18 protein-coding genes are annotated in these 18364 nt (G+C 72.4%); 9 read left to right on the top strand and 9 right to left on the bottom strand.

Annotated elements, in window-relative coordinates:
- Positions 1-32 precede the first annotated feature (32 nt).
- Complete coding sequence (locus ACIPFH_RS04520; RefSeq protein WP_401822982.1) at positions 33-3611, bottom strand: BTAD domain-containing putative transcriptional regulator; 3579 nt, start codon at positions 3609-3611, stop codon at positions 33-35.
- A gap of 246 nt (positions 3612-3857) precedes the next feature.
- On the opposite strand from ACIPFH_RS04520, the gene ACIPFH_RS04515 reads away from it, so the two are divergent.
- Positions 3858-4658 carry a site-2 protease family protein gene (locus tag ACIPFH_RS04515; protein WP_401822981.1) on the top strand — a complete coding sequence of 267 codons (801 nt, stop codon included), beginning with the start codon at positions 3858-3860 and terminating at the stop codon, positions 4656-4658.
- Here ACIPFH_RS04515 and ACIPFH_RS04510 read toward each other — a convergent pair.
- Together ACIPFH_RS04510 and npdG are read right to left on the bottom strand one after the other, a co-directional pair.
- The gene (locus tag ACIPFH_RS04510) at positions 4648-4866 is read right to left on the bottom strand and encodes a hypothetical protein (protein WP_401822979.1); all 219 of its coding nucleotides are present in this window, start codon (positions 4864-4866) and stop codon (positions 4648-4650) included. The two genes, ACIPFH_RS04515 and ACIPFH_RS04510, sit on opposite strands and share 11 nt — an antisense overlap.
- A gap of 63 nt (positions 4867-4929) precedes the next feature.
- On the bottom strand, positions 4930-5658 hold the full coding sequence (gene npdG / locus ACIPFH_RS04505) for an NADPH-dependent F420 reductase (RefSeq protein WP_356262801.1): 729 nt from the start codon (positions 5656-5658) through the stop codon (positions 4930-4932).
- Positions 5659-5761: 103 nt separating this feature from the next.
- Between npdG and ACIPFH_RS04500 the strand changes: the two genes are divergently transcribed.
- Positions 5762-6358: a hypothetical protein gene (locus tag ACIPFH_RS04500; RefSeq protein WP_356262798.1), complete on the top strand. Its 597-nt coding sequence runs from the start codon at positions 5762-5764 to the stop codon at positions 6356-6358.
- A 53-nt stretch (positions 6359-6411) separates the two neighbouring features.
- On the top strand, positions 6412-7737 hold the full coding sequence (locus tag ACIPFH_RS04495) for an MFS transporter (protein WP_401822976.1): 1326 nt from the start codon (positions 6412-6414) through the stop codon (positions 7735-7737).
- A gap of 80 nt (positions 7738-7817) precedes the next feature.
- Here the strand turns inward: ACIPFH_RS04495 and ACIPFH_RS04490 are convergent, their stop codons facing one another.
- Entirely contained in the window at positions 7818-8051 is a 234-nt protein-coding gene (locus ACIPFH_RS04490; RefSeq protein WP_356253095.1) for a hypothetical protein, read from the bottom strand.
- A gap of 57 nt (positions 8052-8108) precedes the next feature.
- Here ACIPFH_RS04490 and map point away from each other — a divergent pair, with 57 nt between their 5' ends.
- Together map and ACIPFH_RS04480 are read left to right on the top strand one after the other, a co-directional pair.
- Positions 8109-8966: a type I methionyl aminopeptidase gene (map, locus tag ACIPFH_RS04485; RefSeq protein WP_356253098.1), complete on the top strand. Its 858-nt coding sequence runs from the start codon at positions 8109-8111 to the stop codon at positions 8964-8966.
- 113 nt (positions 8967-9079) lie between these two features.
- Positions 9080-9727 (top strand): heme oxygenase (biliverdin-producing), encoded by a 648-nt coding sequence (locus ACIPFH_RS04480; protein ID WP_401822973.1) that lies wholly within the window; start codon positions 9080-9082, stop codon positions 9725-9727.
- 63 nt (positions 9728-9790) lie between these two features.
- Here the strand turns inward: ACIPFH_RS04480 and ACIPFH_RS04475 are convergent, their stop codons facing one another.
- Positions 9791-10012 (bottom strand): hypothetical protein, encoded by a 222-nt coding sequence (locus tag ACIPFH_RS04475; protein WP_356253101.1) that lies wholly within the window; start codon positions 10010-10012, stop codon positions 9791-9793.
- A gap of 123 nt (positions 10013-10135) precedes the next feature.
- The gene (locus ACIPFH_RS04470; protein ID WP_401822971.1) at positions 10136-10819 is read right to left on the bottom strand and encodes a PhzF family phenazine biosynthesis protein; all 684 of its coding nucleotides are present in this window, start codon (positions 10817-10819) and stop codon (positions 10136-10138) included.
- A 560-nt stretch (positions 10820-11379) separates the two neighbouring features.
- On the opposite strand from ACIPFH_RS04470, the gene efeO reads away from it, so the two are divergent.
- Genes efeO through ACIPFH_RS04450 form a run of 4 tightly spaced genes read left to right on the top strand, consistent with a single transcriptional unit; the run spans position 11380 to position 15658 of the window.
- Positions 11380-12519 carry an iron uptake system protein EfeO gene (efeO, locus tag ACIPFH_RS04465; RefSeq protein WP_401822970.1) on the top strand — a complete coding sequence of 380 codons (1140 nt, stop codon included), beginning with the start codon at positions 11380-11382 and terminating at the stop codon, positions 12517-12519.
- Between the two features lie 15 nt (positions 12520-12534).
- Positions 12535-13791 carry an iron uptake transporter deferrochelatase/peroxidase subunit gene (gene efeB, locus ACIPFH_RS04460; RefSeq protein ID WP_401822967.1) on the top strand — a complete coding sequence of 419 codons (1257 nt, stop codon included), beginning with the start codon at positions 12535-12537 and terminating at the stop codon, positions 13789-13791.
- 3 nt (positions 13792-13794) lie between these two features.
- Complete coding sequence (gene efeU / locus ACIPFH_RS04455; protein WP_401822965.1) at positions 13795-14694, top strand: iron uptake transporter permease EfeU; 900 nt, start codon at positions 13795-13797, stop codon at positions 14692-14694.
- Positions 14627-15658: a hypothetical protein gene (locus ACIPFH_RS04450; protein WP_401822964.1), complete on the top strand. Its 1032-nt coding sequence runs from the start codon at positions 14627-14629 to the stop codon at positions 15656-15658. The genes efeU and ACIPFH_RS04450 overlap by 68 nt, the downstream gene beginning before the upstream one ends.
- A gap of 143 nt (positions 15659-15801) precedes the next feature.
- Here ACIPFH_RS04450 and ACIPFH_RS04445 read toward each other — a convergent pair whose 3' ends face one another.
- From ACIPFH_RS04445 to ACIPFH_RS04435, 3 genes are all read right to left on the bottom strand, one after another.
- A complete protein-coding gene (locus ACIPFH_RS04445) occupies positions 15802-16539 on the bottom strand; it encodes a bifunctional DNA primase/polymerase (protein WP_401822961.1) in 738 nt (245 codons plus the stop codon).
- Positions 16540-16678: 139 nt separating this feature from the next.
- Positions 16679-17311 (bottom strand): TetR/AcrR family transcriptional regulator, encoded by a 633-nt coding sequence (locus tag ACIPFH_RS04440; RefSeq protein WP_401822960.1) that lies wholly within the window; start codon positions 17309-17311, stop codon positions 16679-16681.
- Between the two features lie 45 nt (positions 17312-17356).
- The gene (locus ACIPFH_RS04435) at positions 17357-18358 is read right to left on the bottom strand and encodes a Gfo/Idh/MocA family protein (RefSeq protein WP_401822957.1); all 1002 of its coding nucleotides are present in this window, start codon (positions 18356-18358) and stop codon (positions 17357-17359) included.
- Between the last annotated feature and the right edge of the window lie 6 nt (positions 18359-18364).

The following is an 18364-nucleotide window of genomic DNA, read 5'->3' as shown; positions in this document are numbered from 1 at the left end:
CCGGAGCGCCGGCCGCGTCACGGCCGGACGAGTCACACCAGGGCGGTGGCCTCCTCGTAGGAGAGGCCACCGCCCTCGGCGTACGCGCTCGCGAACTCCGCGTCGCCGAGGGCGGCGCGCGTCGCGGTCATGGCCAGGTCACGGGCCTCCCGCTCCACCCGTGGGGGTACGTGGCACGGCGGCAGCAGGGTGTCGGCGGCGCCCAGACAGCGGGCGGCGTCAGCGGCGCGGCCGCCGCCGTCCACGCCGGACAGGGCGGTGGCGGCGATGAAGAGATAGAAGGAGCGCATCTGCGGGGCGATGGCCACGGACAGCGGATCCGTGGCCCGTTCCAGGGCGGTCCGGATGCCGGTCAGGGCCTGCGCGTACCGGCCGTCGAACGCGTCCAGCCAGGCCTCGGCGCCCAGAATGAAGGAGTCGAAGACCGCGAAGTGGCCCAAGTCGAACTGCTCGCGCAGCAGGCGTAGTTGCTCGCGGGCCTCGGTGCGGCGCCCGGTGGCGCCGAGCCAGCCGGCCAGGAAGAGCCGGGCGATGTGCATGGCCTCGTTGACCGCGCGCTCCTCGCCGGCGATCACCTCGCGCAGCACGCGCTCGCCCCGCTCCTCGTCGCCTCCCTCCAGCAGCGCGCTGCCCAGCCGGGCGGCGAGGACCGCCGACTGGGAGCGGGCGCCGAGCCGTTCGGCGTGTTCGATGGCGTCCTCGTAGTCGGCGGCGGCCTCGCGGTAGGCGCCCAGGCGTTCATGGGCCTCGGCGCGGGCGGAGAGGGCCTCGGCGGTGCCCCAGGCGTCGCCCAGCCGCCGGAAGATCTCCAGGGCCTCGGCCGCGTCACGGAACGCGCTCTCGGCCCAGTCGGCGCGGTTGGCGAGGATGTTGGCGCGCATCTGCAGGCAGGAGGCCAGCTCCCACTCGTAGCCGGGCGTACGACGGCAGGTGTCGACGTTGGCGTCGATGATGGCGCGCATGCGGTGCGGGTCACCGGTCATCATCACGGCGAAGAACCAGAACAGGCCGGGTGCGCGGCAGGTCTGCGGCAGGCCGGGCTCGTAGGCCGCGGCGATCAGGCGCAGCTTGGCCTGCGAGGTCGCGGCCTGCCAGGCCTCCATCTCGGTGTCCATACAGGCCAGATGGGCCAGGTGGACACCGCGCCGGGCCTCCGCGAGGATCTCGCCGGTCATCGGCGGCGGGGCGTCGATGCAGGACTTCCACACCGGCGCGGCCGGGCGCAGGGGTTCGGCGAACGGGTCGGGGCCCAGGGCCATGACCTCCACGCACCAGGTACGGGCCTCGATGCGCAGGTCGCGCATCTGCCAGTACCAGGCGAGGGACAGGGTCAGGCAGAGCGCCTCCTGCTCGTCACGCGCCGCGACGGCGCGGCCGAGCGCGGTGCGCAGGTTCTCGTACTCCAGCTGGAAGTGGTCGATGGCGTCCCGCTGCCCGGGGCCGCGCAGCAACGGCTCGGTGGTGCGGGCGAGTTCGCGGTAGTACGTCAGGTGCGCGCGCTCGGCGGCCGCCCGCCGCCCCGACTCGTCCAGCCGCTCGCCCGCGTACTCGGCGACGGTCTCCAGGAGCCGGTAGCGCATGTCACCACGGTGGTCCGGGGCGGCGACGACGAGCGACTTGTCGACGAGCGAGGCGAGCAGGTCGAGCGAAGTGAGGGAGTCGCGGCCCGCGCGGGAACCAGGGGTGGCCGGGCCGCACACCGCTTCGACGGCGGCGAGGTCGCAGCCGCGGGCGAAGACCGACAGCCGGGCCAGGACGTCGCGTTCGTCCTCGTCGAGCAGGTCCCAGGACCAGTCGACGACGGCCCGCAGGGTCTGCTGGCGGGGCAGGACCGTTCGGCTGCCGGAGGTCAGGAGCCGGAACCGGTCGTCGAGCCGGTCGACGATCTGACGAGGCGTCAACATCCGTAGCCTGGCGGCGGCCAGCTCGATGGCGAGCGGCAGGCCGTCGAGACGACGGCAGATCTCCGCGCAGGCCGCCGCCGTCTCGTCGTCGGCGTCGGTCCGGAAGCCGGGACGGGCGGCCGCGCCCCGGTCGGCGAGCAGCCGCAGCGCGACCGGCTCCGGCAGCGGATCCAGCGGGCGCAGCACCTCTCCGGGCACACCGAGGGGCTCACGGCTGGTGGCCAGCACGGTCACCTCCGGGCAGCGCGCGAGCAGTTCCTCGACGAGTCGGGCGGCTGCCTCGACCACATGCTCGCAGTTGTCGAGAACGATCAGCATGCGGCGTCGGGCGCAGTGCTCGATCAAACGCTCCATGGGGTCGCCGTGGCGCTCGGCGGCGACCCGCATCTCCTCGGCGCCGGCGCCGTACAGCACCGTCTCGCGGGCTCCCACGGCGGTGAGGACGGCCTGCGGCACGGCGTCCGGGTCGGCGACGGGCGCGAGCTCGGCCAGCCAGACACCGTCACGCGCGGCATCCCGGACACCATCGCGTGCGGCGTCCCGGCCGCCGCCTCGCACCGCGCCCCGGCCGCCATCGTGCGCGGCATCCCGGCCGCCATCGCCCGCGGTACCCCGCGCGCCGCGGGGTTCGGTGCTCCCGGCACCGTCGCGCACCCCGCCCCCGGCACCCTCGCGCGCGGTACTCCCGACACGGTCGCGCACCCCGCCCCCGGCACCGTCGCGCGAGGCGTCGCGCACGGCTTCGGCGGCCTCCTGGGAAAGGCGGGTCTTGCCGGCTCCGCCCGGGCCGAGCAGCGTGACGAGTCGCGCGTTCGCGAGGTCCCCCCGGATGGCCGCGATCTCGTTCTCCCGGCCTACGAAGGAGGTGAGGCGGGCCCGGAGGTTGCCGAGGAGCGGGGGCGGTGGGGCGGGGAAGGCCGGGGAGGACGCCCGGCCTGGGCCCATGGGCCCGACGCGAGGGGACGGCGCCCAGGAGCTCCCCGGATCGCCGTGGCCGAGGAACTCGGCGTGCAGGGCGCGCAGTTCGGGGCCGGGGTCGGTGCCGAGGCGGTCCGACAGCAGCCGGCGGACCTCGTCGTACGCGGCCAGCGCCTGAGCGGTGCGGCCCGCCTCCCGCAGGGCGCGCAGGCGCAGGGCCTGAAGGGGCTCGTCCAGTGGGTGCGCGTCGCACAGGGCGGTGAGTTCGGGCAGCGACCGCTCGGCCTGGCCGAGGGCGATCGCCGCGGTGTGCCGGGCGCGCACGGCGTCGAGGCGGCGGGCTTCCCGGCGGGCCGCCTCGGCGGCGCGGTCGGGCAGGTCGGCGAGGGCCGGGCCCTGCCACAGGGCGAGGGCGTCGTCGAGGACGACGGCCGCCTTGGCGGGGTCGCCGTCGGTGAGGGCGCGGATGCCGTCGGCGGTCAGCCGTTCGAACCGGTGCAGGTCGACGTCGTCCGGTACGGCGGCCAGCCGGTAGCCGCCCTCGGCGGAGTCGATCGCGTCGGCTCCGAGGGCCCGGCGCAGCCGGCCGACGAGCGCCTGGAGCGCGCCCTGCGCGTCGGCGGGCGGGTCCCCGGCCCACACCTCCTCCACCAGCAGCCCCGCGGGAACGCTCCGGCCGGCCCGCAACGCGAGCACGGCCAGCAGGGCACGCAGCCGCGCTCCGCCGACGGCGACGGGGATGCCGTCCGGACGGATCGCCTGGGTGGTGCCGAGGATGCGATAGCGCACGGGGTCATTCTCTCCGGTGGGGTCGCGGACGGTCACGGGGTTCCGGCGGGGTGGCGCGAGCCCGATTCCCTCGTCCCCCGCCCGTCCCCGGCTTGCCTCCCGTCCCGTTTTCGTGGGAAAGCCCGTCCTTTCCGGCAAACCCCGCCTTCATAGGAACCGTGGGACGGCCGCGAGACGTTTTCCCGGTACGCCCGGGCCGGGTACGGTCGGGCAGTTCCACACGCGCGTACGAACTCAGGGGGCCCCATGACCACCGCCACCACCCGTAGTGCCGAACGGAGGATCAGTCCCGTCTTCCTCGGCATCCTGGCCGTCACGGCGGTCACCGGCTGGGCCACCTGGACGGGCTTCGCCGAGCAGCCGGGCGTGGCGGTGTTCCTGTTCGTGACGGCCGCCTGGATCGTGTCTCTGTGTCTCCATGAGTACGCACACGCCCGTACCGCGCTGCACTCAGGGGACATCACCGTTGGAGCCAAGGGCTACTTGAGCCTTAATCCTCTCGCCTACACGCACGCCCTGCTGAGCATCATTCTGCCGGTGCTGTTCGTGATCATGGGCGGGATCGGTCTGCCGGGCGGTGCCGTGTTCATCGAGCGCGGGCGGATCAGGGGCCGGTGGCGGCACAGTCTGATCTCGGCGGCCGGTCCGCTGACGAACGTGCTGTTCGCGGTGGTGTGCACGGCGCCGTTCTGGCTGGACGCGCTGGACGGCGTGCCGGCCGACTTCCGGTTCGCGCTCGCCTTCCTCGCCCTGCTCCAGGTCACGGCGGCGATCCTGAACTTCCTTCCGGTGCCCGGCCTGGACGGCTACGGGGTCATCGAGCCCTGGCTGTCGTACGGCGTCAAGCGGCAGGTGGAGCCGTTCGCGCCGTTCGGGCTGCTGTTCGTGTTCGCGCTGCTGTGGGTGCCGTCGGTCAACGGCGTGTTCTTCGACATGGTCGACGCGGTGCTGCGCGGCCTCGGGATCGGCGACCTCGAGACCTACTGCGGTCAGACGCTGTACCGCTTCTGGGAGGGCGCGAACGAGTACTGCGCGGTCAGCCGGTGACGTCGGCCCCGGCGGCCCTGCGCAGCTTCTCCCGCTTCAGGTAGTACCAGGTCATGTTGGACGACAGGCCCGCGAGCAGCACCCACACGACGCCCAGGAGGCTGCCCTGGACGAAGGAGACGACCGCCGCGGCCACGGCGAGGACGCAGACGACGAGGGTGTAGAGGGCGAGCCGCCGGGTCGGGCTGGGCGGGGGCAGGGGGGACATGGGTCCGGTTCTCCTGTCGGGGGGACACTGCTGGGCTGGCTCCGACCAGTGTCCCCCATGCGCTCATACGTCCGTGACGCGCAGCCCGGCGTGGGCCTTGTAGCGGCGGTTGACGGAGATCAGGTTGGCGACCAGGGACTCCACCTGGTGGGCGTTGCGCAGCCGTCCGGCGAAGACTCCGCGCATGCCGGGGATACGGCCGGCCAGGGCCTGCACGATCTCGACGTCCGCCCGCTCCTCGCCCAGCACCATCACGTCGGTGTCGATCTCGTCGATCTCCGGGTCCTGGAGGAGGACCGCCGAGAGGTGGTGGAAGGCGGCGGCGACGCGCGAGTCCGGCAGCAGGGCGGCGGCCTGCTCGGCGGCGCTGCCCTCCTCCGGCTTCAGCGCGTAGGCGCCCTTCTTGTCGAAGCCGAGCGGGTTCACGCAGTCGACGACCAGCTTGCCGGCCAGTTCCTCGCGCAGGGACTCCAGGGTCTTGCCGTGGCCGTCCCACGGCACGGCGACGATCACGATGTCGCTGCGGCGCGCGGTCTCGGCGTTGTCGGCGCCCTCGACACCGTGTCCGAGCTCGTCGGCGGCGGCCTGGGCGCGGTCGGCGGCACGCGAGCCGATGATCACCTTCTGGCCGGCCTGGGCGAGCCGGTAGGCGAGACCCTTGCCCTGCGGGCCGGTCCCGCCGAGCACGCCGACGACCAGTCCGGAGACGTCGGGGAGGTCCCACGGGTCCTTGGCGGGGGCCTTCGCCGGGGCGGCCGAGGGAGCGTTCTGTGCACTGTCGGTAGAGGTCATGGGCCGACTTTACGTGGGCGTGCGCAGCGGTCCTTCGTCATGTCGGGTGAACGCGGGCCGAACCCAGGACGGGTGGTGTCCGGTTGCGGCACGATGCGGCCGCATGGACGCCGTACGGGTCGCGCTGTTGCGTGAGGTGCTCGCCGGGACCGAGTGGCTGGGGGCCACGCGAAGGTTCGCCGGGCTGCTGCGGGGGTCGGTCGTGTCGCACGGGGGCGGGCTGCTGCTGGTGGGCACGGCCGCCTACGAGCCCTGGCATCTCGCGGCGCATCTGGTGGACGAGGCCGCCTGGTCGGGTACGCCGGAGCTGGCGCCGACCCTCGTCCGGCATGACGCGCGTCCTGGCGACCCGGCGCATCTGGCGGTCGGCCTGGGCCGGATCGAGGCGGCCCGGCGGGGCGAGACGCTGCTGGTGGCGTCGCCGTCGCAGGACGCGCCGCTCCTCGAGCGCGTGTCGGACGCCCGGCGGGCCGGGGTCCTGATCCTGTCCCTCGGTCCCGGTGAGGGGGAGCTGACGGCCCTGGCCCACGAGACGCTGGCCGTGCCGGACGGCTCCGAGCTGGACCTGGACACCGTGCAGCACCTGGTGAGCGCGGCGGCCGGCGAGACGCTGCCGCCGACGCGACGGCGCCGGCGCTTCGGCGACCGCCTGGCTCACCTCGCGGAACGGCTCACCGCACCGCCCCCACCCCCGTGGTGACCCTCCGAAAAACGGTTGCCCCGCGCTCCGTGACCGTCCGAGCATGACCCCTCGTGACCGACAAGGATGTCCCCGCCACCGCCTCTCCCGCCCCCTCCGGGCTGCGTGCCCTGCTACCCGATCTCGCGCCCTGGCGGGCCTCGCGGGACTTCCGGCGGCTCTGGGTCTCGGGGACGGTGTCGAACTTCGGCAGTTTCCTGACCTTCGTGGCGCTGCCGGTGCAGCTGAAGGAGCTGACCGGGTCGGCGGCGGCGGTGGGGGCGATCGGGGCCGTGGAGCTGGTGCCGCTCGTGGTGTTCGGGCTGTACGGCGGGGCGCTCGCGGACGCGTGGGACAAGCGCGGGCTCATCGTGTGGACGGAGGCCGGGCAGGGGCTGCTCAGCGCGGTGCTGCTGGTCAACGCCCTGCTGCCGGAACCGGCGGTCTGGCCGCTGTATCTCGTCGCCGCTCTTTCGTCCGCCCTGGTCTCCGTTCAGCGGCCCGCGCTGGACTCGCTGTGGCCACGGATCGTCGCCCACGAGCACCTGCCGGCGGCGAGCGCTCTGAACGCCCTGCGGTGGACCGTGGGCGGGGTCGCGGGGCCGGCCGTCGCCGGTCTCGTCGTCGCGTACGCGGGCCTCGGCTGGGCCTACGCGGCCGACCTCCTCACCTTCGTCGTGTCGGTCGTCCTCGTCGTCCGCATCGCCGCCTCCCCCGCCGCGTACGAGGCGGCGAAGCCGTCCCTCAAGGCCATCGCCGAGGGCGCCCGGTACGCCTGGGGCCGCAAGGAGCTGCTCGGTACGTACGCGGTCGACCTGGCCGCGATGTTCCTCGCGATGCCGTTGGCCGTGCTGCCGTTCCTGGCCGACGAACTCGACGCCGAGTGGTCGCTGGGTCTGATGTACGCGGCCGTGCCGGCCGGGGCGCTGGTGGTGAGCCTGACCAGCGGCTGGACCTCACGGGTGCACCGGCACGGGCGGATGGTGGTGCTGTCGGCCGCGCTCTGGGGCGGGGCGATAGCCGCCGCCGGCCTGGCCGGGAACGTCTGGCTGGTGCTGCTCTGCCTCGCCCTCGCGGGCGCCTTCGACATGGTCAGCGGCATCTTCCGCGGGGTGATGTGGAATCAGACGATCCCGGACGAGCTGCGCGGACGGCTCGCCGGGATCGAGTTGCTGTCCTACTCCGTGGGGCCGACGGTCGGCCAGGTGCGCAGCGGCGGCCTGGCGGCCTGGCTGGGGGTGCGGACGTCCGTCTGGTCGGGCGGGGTGCTGTGCGTGGGCGCGGTGGGTCTGCTGGCGCTGTGCCTGCCGGGACTGATGACGTACGACGTGCGCACCAACGAGCACGCGGCGCGGCTGCGCGCACAGCGGTCGGCAGCCGCGCCGGTCGTGGACGTGTGATCAGACCACCTGGTCGGTCCTGCGGTCGGTCCTGCGGTCGGCCCTGTGGGCGGCCCTCGGGCCTGTGGTCGGGCCGGTGATCAGTCGTCGTCCGTGGCGCTGCCCGCCGGGGCGTCGTGCCACTTGGGGTCGTTCTCCCACTGCAGGTTGCGCTCGCGGGCGGTCTGCATGGCGTGCTCGGCCTCCGCGCGGGTGGTGTACGGACCGAAGCGGTCCTTGGCCGGGCACTCCGGCCCCTCCTCGACCTTCTTGTGCTCCAGGCAGTAGTACCACTCACCGGCTTTGCCGACGGTCCGCTTCTTGAACAGGGGCATGACGGCTCCTCTCGCCATCGACATGTTCCCCCATGGCCGCTCGTTAGACTCACTGGCATGTCTGGCCAGTCGCTGCTCGTCCCAGGGGAGCTCTCCCCCATCCGTTCGGTGCCCGGAAACATCCGCCGCCCCGAGTACGTCGGCAAGCCCGCGCCGACGCCGTACACCGGGCCGGAGGTGCAGACGCCCGAGACGATCGAGGCGATGCGCCGGGCCGGCCGGATCGCCGCACAGGCGATGGCGGAGGCCGCGAAGCTGATCTCGCCGGGGGTCACCACCGACGAACTGGACAAGGTGGCGCACGAGTACATGTGCGACCACGGCGCCTACCCGTCGACGCTGGGCTACCGGGGCTTCCCGAAGTCCCTGTGCACGAGCGTCAACGAGGTCATCTGCCACGGCATCCCGGACTCGACCGTCCTGCGCGACGGCGACATCGTCAACCTCGACGTCACGGCGTACATCGGCGGGGTGCACGGCGACAACAACGCCACGTATCTGGTCGGGGACGTCGACGAGGAGTCGCGGCTGCTGGTCGAGCGGACCCGGGAGTCCCTCGACCGGGCGATCAAGGCGGTCAGGCCCGGCCGGCAGATCAACATCATCGGGCGGGTCATCGAGTCGTACGCGAAGCGGTTCGGGTACGGGGTGGTCCGGGACTTCACGGGCCACGGGATCAACTCGTCGTTCCACTCGGGGCTGATCATCCCGCACTACGACAGTCCGCACGCGACGACCGTCATCCAGCCCGGGATGACGTTCACGATCGAGCCGATGCTGACGCTCGGCACGCACGAGTACGACATGTGGGACGACGGCTGGACGGTGCTGACCAAGGACCGAAAGCGGACGGCCCAGTTCGAGCACACGCTGGTGGTGACCGAGACGGGGACGGAGATCCTCACGCTGCCGTAACCGCGACGAAGGCCCGTTCCCTGCTGGGGACGGGTCTTTTCTTGTACGCTTTTACCGACAAGGCGTCGGCAAACCCATTGACTTAGGTAAGCCTTACCTTGGAGGATGCGGGCATGGACTCGTTCTCGACACTCATCCGCACGGCGTCCCACGAGCAGCACATGGAGGCCGAGACCTCGACGTTCATGAGTGACCTTCTCGGCGGCAGGCTCGGAGTCGAGGCGTACGCGCGCTACACCGAGCAGCTGTGGTTCGTGTACGAGGCACTGGAGGCCGGTGCCGAGCGGCTGGCCTCGGATCCGGCGGCCGGGCCCTTCATCCGGCCCGAGCTGTTCCGGCTGCCGGCGCTGGAGCGGGACCTGACCCATCTCCGCGGCCCCGGATGGCGGTCGGGGGTGTCGGCCCTGCCGGCGACCGAGGCGTACGCGGCGCGGGTGCGGGAGTGTGCCGAGCGGTGGCCGGCCGGGTACATCGCCCACCACTACACGCGTTACCTGGGCGATCTCTCCGGCGGGCAGATCATCCGCGACAGGGCGGAGCGGACCTGGGGCTTCGCGCGCAAGGGCGACGGTGTCCGCTTCTACGTCTTCGAGGAGATCGGCAACCCGGCGGCGTTCAAGCGGGGTTACCGGGAACTGCTGGACGGGGTGCGCGCGGACGACCTGGAGAAGCAGCGGATCGTGAGCGAGTGCAAGCGCGCCTTCGCGCTGAACACGGCCGTCTTCCGGGCGCTGGGCGCGGAGTTCCCGCTCTCGGCGTGAGCCCGTCTCGCGGGCGGACGGACCGGGCCCCCTCGCTTCACCGCGAGGGGGCCCGGCGCCGGATCAGAACCGGTCGCAGTGCTTGCCGGCCCAGAAGATGTCGGCGGAGACCGTGTCGATCGCGCCGATGTACGGGCTGCAGACACCCTCGTCCCCGCCGAAGTGGTGCTCGCCAGAACCCTCGTGGTGCTGGCGGGGACCTTCGTCGGCGGTGGCGGTCGTCGCGCCGGTGGCCGCGAGGGCGATACCCAGGACGGTCGCGGCCAGAACTGAACGGATACGCATGGCGTTCCTCTCACGGGGCTCAGTGGTCACGCCCAGAGGTCCCCGCTCACCTCATCCCGCACACGCCAGACCACCCGTACGGCCGCGCAGAAGTCCGCGAACGCCCGCGATCGGCCGTAGGGTTCAGCGCTCCAGGAACACCCGGCCACCGATCTCCACCCACCCGTACGGCTGCGGGGCGGTGAGGATCTGGGAGCCCGCGCCCTGGGTGATGTTCAGGGCGCGGCCGAGCCGCTCGGTGAGCAGGAGCGCCGCCGCGCCCGTCGCCTCGTCCTCGTCGAGACCGTCGCCGCGGGCGGGGAAGCCGCGGGCGCGGATCCGGCCGGCCGGCTCGTCCTCCCAGGCCCAGGCGTAGACGGTCCCCCGGGCCTCGTCCGTCGGGACGCCCGCCACGCCTCCCCCGCCGGGCGGCGGCACGGGCAGGTCGTCCACCTCGGCGGCGGTGGCGTACTGGCGGAACGTGCACGGCGGGGCCCACTCCGCGCGTGCCTCGATCCAGGTGAACTCCCCGTCCAGACGGGTGCCCACGGCGCCTGCCGGTGTGACGAGCTCGGGCACGTCGAGCAGCCAGGCGACGCCCACGCACGAGTGGTCCGCGAACGGCAGGCGCACGGTGGGCGTGTAGACGTCGATGATCCCGCGCTCGGGGTCGTCGACGAACACCGTCTCGCCGAAGCCGAGTTTGGCCGCGAGGTCCTGCCGGTCCTCTCGGTCCGGCAGCACCGAGCCTTCGCGGACCACGCCCAGTTCGTTGCCGTAGCCGCCGTTCGGCGCGCAGAAGACGCGGAGCACGTCGTATTCAGTCACCGGGGAATTGAAGCACCGTCGGAGGCCAGGCCAGTCCTTCCTCGGGCGGCGGTGCTCTCCTTCCCGTTCACCGTGGCGGAGGTCGTCCGACCCGAAACGCCAGGAGCCGGTGTCGCGGGCGCGGCGGGAAGGGGCGCCCGAGGAGAACGCGGTGGGCGTCGTCCCGCACGATCCGGGGCTCGACGCCGTCCACGCGCACCGGGTCGTCCGCGCACCGGGTCGCGATCCTGTGCGCCGGGCGGGTCGCGGCGGGCGGTCCGCCGGGTGGGGCGTTCACCGAGCGGCCGCCCTCGGCCGTCCACGACCAGCCGGCCGAGGTGCTTCCGCACCCTGAGCGGAGCCGTCCTGGTGACCCCGAAGCGGAATCTTTGAATCTCCTTTGACCATCCCTTGGGGTCCGGTTTGAGTCACCGTGATCGTCTCGTGCTCTTACGGCGTCCATGAGAGGTGAATCACTGCACGGGCGGGTATTACGCAGGTAAGCCTTGGATAAGTTAGGCGAGGCTCACCAACCCTGTGAGCCGGGTCACGCCAATATTCAGCCATCGCTGGGAGCCCGAATGCGAGCCGCCAGACTGTCCGTCGTCACCGCCGTCACCGCCGTGACCGCACTGACCGCCGTCACCGGCTGCACCTCGAAGAGCGACGCGAAGGACGGCGACCGTGTCATCAGCGTGACCGCCACCGACGCCAAGTGCGAGACCTCCAAGAAGGAGATCTCCGCCGGACACGTCGAGCTCGCCATCGAGAACAAGGGCTCGAAGGTCACCGAGGTCTACATCCTCTTCCCGGACGACCGGATCGTCAGCGAGCGGGAGAACATCGGCCCCGGCACCAAGCAGCGGGTGACCGCCGAGGTGAAGGCCGGCGACTACCGGATCGCCTGCAAGCCCGGCATGAAGGGCACCGGCATCCGCCAGGACCTCAAGGTCACCGGCGGCTCGGTCGCCAAGCGTGACCCGCGCCTGGACAAGGCCGTCGCCGCCTACCGCGAGTACGCGCAGGAGCAGGCCGACGCCACGCTGCCGCTCGTCGCGACCTTCGTGAAGGCCGTCAAGGCGGGCGACCTCGAGGCGGCCAAGGCGGCCTACGCGCCCTCCCGCATCGGCTGGGAGCGCACCGAGCCGGTCGCGGAGTCCTTCGGCGACATCGACCCGAAGGTCGACGTCCGCGCGGACGGCCTGGAGGCCGGGCAGACCTGGACCGGCTGGCACCGGCTGGAGAAGGCCCTCTGGCAGGACAAGAAGATCACCGCCGCCGAGAAGACCCTCGCCGACCAGCTCACCACCGACCTGACCGACTGGCAGAAGCGGGTCGGCAAGGCCGAGATCACCCCGACCTCCATGGCCAACGGCGCCAAGGAGCTCCTCGACGAGGTCGCCACCGGCAAGGTCACCGGCGAGGAGGAGCGCTACTCGCACACCGACCTCGTCGACTTCAAGGCCAACGTCGAGGGCGCCCAGAAGTCCTACGAGCTGCTCAAGCCGGTCGCGAGTGAGAACGACGCGGCCCTGGTCACCGAGCTGGACAAGCAGTTCGCCGCGCTGAACACGCTCCTGGACAAGTACCGCCCGAACACGACGTCGTACGTGTTCACCTCGTACGAGAAGGTCGGCGCCGCCCAGCGCAAGGAACTGTCCGACGCGGTCAACGCGCTCGCCGAGCCGCTGTCCAAGCTCGCCGCCGCCGTGGCGAAGTAACCGGAGGACCAGGACATGACGGAGACCCAGGGCAGTGTGCCGTCCCGGCGGTCGCTGATCGGCTGGGGCGGTGCCGGCCTCGCGCTCGGCGCCGCCGCGGCCGGTGGCGCGGTGGCGATGACCCGGGCCGGCGAGGACGTCGAACCGGCGGCCGCCGACGCGGGCGCCGCGGTCGGCTTCCACGGCGCCCACCAGGCGGGCATCGCCACGCCCGTGCAGGACCGGCTGCACTTCGCCGCGTTCGACGTGACGACCACGGACCGCGCGGAGTTCGTCCGGCTGCTCAAGGACTGGACGGAGGCGGCCCGGCGGATGACGGCCGGGAAGGCGGTCGGCGAAGGCGCGTTCGGCGGTCTCGCCGAGGCGCCGCCGGACGACACCGGCGAGGCACTGGGGCTCAAGCCCTCCCGGCTGACCCTGACGGTCGGCTTCGGGCCGTCCCTGTTCAAGAAGTTCGACCTCGCCGACCGACGGCCCGACGCGCTCGTCGACCTGCCCGCCTTCGCCGGGGACGCGCTCGACGCGGCCCGCAGCAACGGCGACCTGTGCGTCCAGGCCTGCGCGGACGATCCGCAGGTCGCCGTGCACGCGATCCGCAACCTGGCCCGGATCGGCATGGGCAAGGTCGTCATCCGCTGGTCGCAGCTCGGCTTCGGCAAGACCTCGTCCACGACGCCCGACGCGCAGACCCCGCGCAACCTGATGGGCTTCAAGGACGGCACCCGCAACATCGCGGGCACCGAGACCGACCGGCTCAAGAAGTTCGTGTGGGTCGGCGAGAAGGACGTCGACGCCGACGCGGCCTGGATGGTGGGCGGCTCCTACCTCGTCGCCCGCCGGATCCGTATGCACATCGAGACCTGGGACCGCACCTCGCTCCAGGAGCAGGAGGACATCTTCGGCCGCGACAAGGGCGAGGGCGCTCCGGTGGGCAAGGCGAAGGAGCGCGACGAGCCGTTCCTGAAGGCGATGAAGCCCGACGCGCACGTACGGCTCGCGCACCCGGACTCCAACCACGGGTCGACGATCCTGCGCCGCGGCTACTCCTTCACCGACGGCACCGACGGCCTGGGACGGCTGGAGGCGGGGCTGTTCTTCCTCGCCTACCAGCGTGACGTGCGCGAGGGGTTCATCCGCGTGCAGCGCAATCTCGCGACCGACGCACTCAACGAGTACATCCAGCACGTGGGTTCGGCCGTCTTCGCCGTCCCGCCGGGCGTCCGCGACAAGGACGACTGGTGGGGCCGGACACTGTTCTCCAAGGAGGCGTAGCCCGTGTTCTCCAACTACCTGATCGGACTGCGCGAGGGCCTGGAGGCCAGCCTCGTCGTCTGCATCCTCATCGCCTACCTCGTGAAGACGGACCGCAGGGACGCGCTGAAGCCGGTGTGGGCCGGTATCGCCATCGCGGTGCTCATCGCGATGGGTTTCGGCTGTGTCCTCGAATTCGGCTCCCAGGAACTGACGTTCCAGGCGCAGGAGGCGCTCGGCGGCTCCCTGTCGATCCTCGCGGTCGGTCTGGTGACCTGGATGGTGTTCTGGATGCGGCGCACCGCCCGGCACCTGAAGTCGGAACTGCACGGCAAACTGGACGCGGCGCTCGCGATGGGCACCGGCGCGCTGGTGGCCACGGCGTTCCTCGCCGTCGGCCGGGAAGGCCTGGAGACGGCCCTGTTCGTGTGGGCGTCGGTGCACGCGGCCGGCGACGGCACCCCGCGCCCGCTGGTCGGCGTGGCCCTGGGCCTGGCCACGGCCGTCCTGCTGGGCTGGCTGTTCTACCGCGGGGCGCTGAAAATCAACCTGGCGAAGTTCTTCACCTGGACGGGCGGCATGCTCGTCGTGGTGGCCGCGGGCGTGCTCGCGTACGGCGTCCACGACCTCCAGGAGGCCGATCTGATCCCGGGTCTGAACAGCCTGGCCTTCGACATCAGCGGCACGATCCCGCCGGACAGCTGGTACGGCACGCTGCTGAAGGGCGTGTTCAACTTCCAACCCGATCCGACGGTCCTCCAGGTCACGGTGTGGCTGCTGTACCTGGTCCCGACGATCGCGCTGTTCCTCGCCCCGGTAGGGTTCGCCTCCGGGAAGGGGAAGGTGAAGTCACCTGATGAGCAGGGAACGCGAACGCAGCCTGACGACCGGAGTTCCGCGCAGTCGAAGGCTCCGCGGGCGTGACCGGTACACACTCGTAGCGGCGTCGCTCACCGCCGTCTCGCTCACGGCGAGCGGCTGCATGGTGGTCCACGGCGAGCTCGAGGTGCTCCCGGCGGCCACGAAGGCGGAAGCGGTGAAGGCGGTCGAGCAGTTCACGTCCGCGTACAACAAGGCCGACGCCGCGTACGACAGTTCCCTGGACGCCGACCGCACCACCGGCGCACTCGGGATCATCGACGAGGCGCGGCTGAAGGCGGGCCGCGTCAACAACCCGGACGGCAACCCGGATCACACACCGCTGGTGTTGTCGGACGTGAAGTACACGATCGTCGAGAAGGCGGGCTGGCCCCGCTGGTTCGTCGCCGACGCGAAGGGCAACAAGGGCGGCGACTCGCGCTGGTTGATGGCCTTCACCCGGGGCGGGCCGTCGGAGCCGTGGCAGGCGACGTATCTGACGCTGGTGGCGCCGGGCTCGGTGCCGGAGTTCGAGCAGGGGGGCGAGGAGGGCCTGGTCGAGGCCGTGCCGGCCGACTCCGCCGAACTGGCCATCGCTCCCAAGGACTTGAGCAAGGACTACGCGGCGTACCTGCGGAGCGGCCAGGGTGCCTTCGCGGACGGCGCGTACACCAACACACTGCGCTCCACCCGGACGAAGAACGCCACGAAGCCGGGCCTGGCCACGCAGTACATCGACGAGCCGCTGACCGGCGGCGACTACGCGCCGCTGGCGTTGCGCACCGCGGACGGCGGGGCGCTGGTGTTCTTCACCACCCACCACTACATGAAGCAGACGGCCGCGGCGGGCGCCTCCGTGCCCACCCCGAACAAGAACGTGGCCGCGCTGACGACCGGTGAGATCAAGCAGTCCCTGACGATGGAGTTCGTCGCCAACGAGCTGGCCCTCGCCCCGCCGAAGGGCACGGGAAGCGGCAAGGTGTCGATGCTCAGCCGGCTGGAGGGCCTGACGACGGCGAAGGGCGCGTAGCGCTCCGCTGGGTGTGCCGTTCTTCCACGGCCCGTTCTCGTGCGGCGGGCCGGTGGGGTCGGCCGCGCAATTCCCCGGCGCCCCTCGCGGTCCGCGTTCGCGTACCGGGCGTCGCCCGCCCGGCGGGAACGGCCGGACGCGGCCTAGTGGCGCGAGGGCCAGGCCGTGCTCGCGTGGTCGGACTCCTGGCCGGCGTGGCGGGCGCAGGCGTCCGTGAGCGTTTCCAGGAGGGTCAGCGGGTCCGGCAGCGGGTGCTCGGGTCCGCGCAGCCAGTGCACGGCACGGCCGTCGTCGCCGGGCAGCCGGGCGGGCGGCACCAGGACGTAGGAGCCACGGCAGTGCCAGCGCAGGCCGGGGTGCTCGTCCATGGTCTCCGGGTGGCAGTCCAGCTCGCACGGCCACCACTCGTCCTCGACCTCGGGGGTGCCGCGGGTGAGGGTGAAGAAGAGCATGCGGCCCTCGTCGCTCTCGGCGACCGGGCCGACCTCGACGCCGGCGTCGAGCAGCCGCTCCAGGGCCTGCCGGCCGGCCTCCAGCGGCACGTCGAGGACGTCGTGCGTCATGCCGGTGGCGGTGATGAAGTTGGCCTGCGGCTGGTGGCGGGCCCAGCGTTCGATCTGCGCGCGGTCGGTGGTGGACTGCGTCTGCCAGGCGAAGGACACCGGGTGCCGGGCGGGGGTCGGACAGCCGACCCGGTCGCAGGAGCAGCCGTAGCCCGGGGCCGGGTGCGCGGCGGGCGCGAGCGGGAGTCCCGCTCCGGCGGCGGCCAGCAGCAGGGCCTCACGGCCGCCTTCGTCGGCGGCTTCCGTCGGGCCGCTCGCGCGCAGCCACTCCGAGAGTTTGCCCCACAGGCCGGTCCGGCCGCCGAACTCCGCGCTCATCTGTCCCCTCGCCTCGCTGTGGTGCGGACAGCATGCCTCATGGTCCCACCATCCTGCGCATCGGGGGGCCGTAGCCGTGAATCGGGGCAGGTGGGACGGGTGGGATGAGTGGGGCCAGAGTGACCCATGTGTGGCGCGTTCACCTTGGTGCGAGACCGTGCAGGGCGTAGTCGACGAGGGTGTCGGTGTACTCGTAGGAGATCGGGCCCGTGTGCTGGAGCCAGCGCTGGGCGAGCGGCGAGATGAAGAACTCGAGGGCGATGCGCGGGTCGAGGTCGGCGCGGACCTGGCCGGCCTCCTGGGCGGAGCGCAGCCGGTCGACGTACAGCTGGATGGACGGTTCCATCAGTTTGGCGGTGAACTCGCGGCCGACCTGTTCGTCGACCACGCCCTCGGCGGCCAGCGCCCGGGAGGGCGCCTCGAACCGGGGGTCGGTGAGCTGGTCGACGGTGGCCCGCAGGACGGCCTTGATGTCGGCGGCCAGGTCGCCGGTGTCGGGGATGGCGTACGGCTCCTCGTCGGACGCCCCCGCGTCCCGCGCCGCCTGCTCGCTCAGGTCCAGGAACGCCTCGAGCAGGACGTCGGCCTTCGACCCCCACCACCGGTAGATGGTCTGCTTGCCGACGCCCGCGCGGGCGGCGATGCCCTCGATCGTGGTCTTCGGGTAGCCGGCCTCCACGACGAGGGCGAGGGCGGCGTCGTAGATGGCGCGCCGGGACCGCTCGCTGCGGCGGGTGGTGTCGGGGGCCGGCTTTCCGGACTGGGTGACCATGGGTCGACGGTACCAAGCGGGTGAGACGGGACGTCTCGCGAACGGTTACGCGTCCTCGCCGGGGTAGCGCACCCCGATCCGCTCCCGGACCCCGTCGAGGGTCCGCATGACCGCGAGGGTGCCGTCGAGCGGGACCAGCGGGGACTCGGTCTCGCCGGCCCGCAGCGCGCGCATGACCTCGCGGGCCTCGTGCCGCATCGTCGTACGGGGTCCGTCGGCCGGGTCGGCGGCGAACTCCTCCGGGTCACGGCCGGCGCGGTGCAGGACGAGGCGGTCGGGGTGGAAGAAGGCGGACGGGATGTCGATCCGGCCGCGCGAGCCGGTGATGGAGGCGGTGGTGCCCGTACCGCCGACGACGGAGCAGTGCAGGGTGGCGAGCGCGCCGGAGTCCCAGGACAGCGCCAGCGCCGTCTGGAGGTCGACGCCCTCGGCGGAGAGGACGGCCTGCGCGGCGATGCCCGAGGGCTCGCCGAGCAGCAGGTGGGCGAAGGAGACCGGGTAGACGCCGAGGTCGAGGAGGGCGCCGCCGCCCTGGGCGGGGTCGCGCAGCCGGTGCGAGGGCGGGAAGGGTCCTTCGAGGCCGAAGTCGGCCTGCACGGTGCGGACCTCGCCGATCGCGCCGTCGTCGACGAGGGCCTTGAGGCGGCGTACGACCGGGTTGCAGTACATCCACATGGCCTCCATGAGGAAGCGGTCGTGGTCCCGGGCCAGTGCGACCAGTTCCTCGGCCTCGCGCAGGTTCAGCGTGAACGCCTTCTCGCACAACACGTTCCGCCCGGCCTCCAGACAGAGTCCGGCGGCGGCGCGGTGGGCTGCGTGCGGGGTGGCGACGTAGACGACATCGATGTCCTCGTCGGCGGCGAGCGCGGCCCAGTCGCCGTAGGCCCGGGGTATGCCGAACCGGTCGGCGAACGCCTTCGCCGGGGCCTCGGAACGCGAGGCGACCGCCACGACCTCCGCGTCGGGCAGGTCGATCAGATCCGCCGTGAACGTCGCGGCGATCCCGCCGGTCGCCAGGATCCCCCACCGCACCGTGTCCGTCGTCATACCCTG

The organism is Streptomyces sp. NPDC088157, assembly GCF_044741545.1.
Taxonomy (GTDB): domain Bacteria; phylum Actinomycetota; class Actinomycetes; order Streptomycetales; family Streptomycetaceae; genus Streptomyces.
Note: the sequence above shows the minus strand (reverse complement) of the source record. Positions and strands in the feature narration are given on the sequence as shown.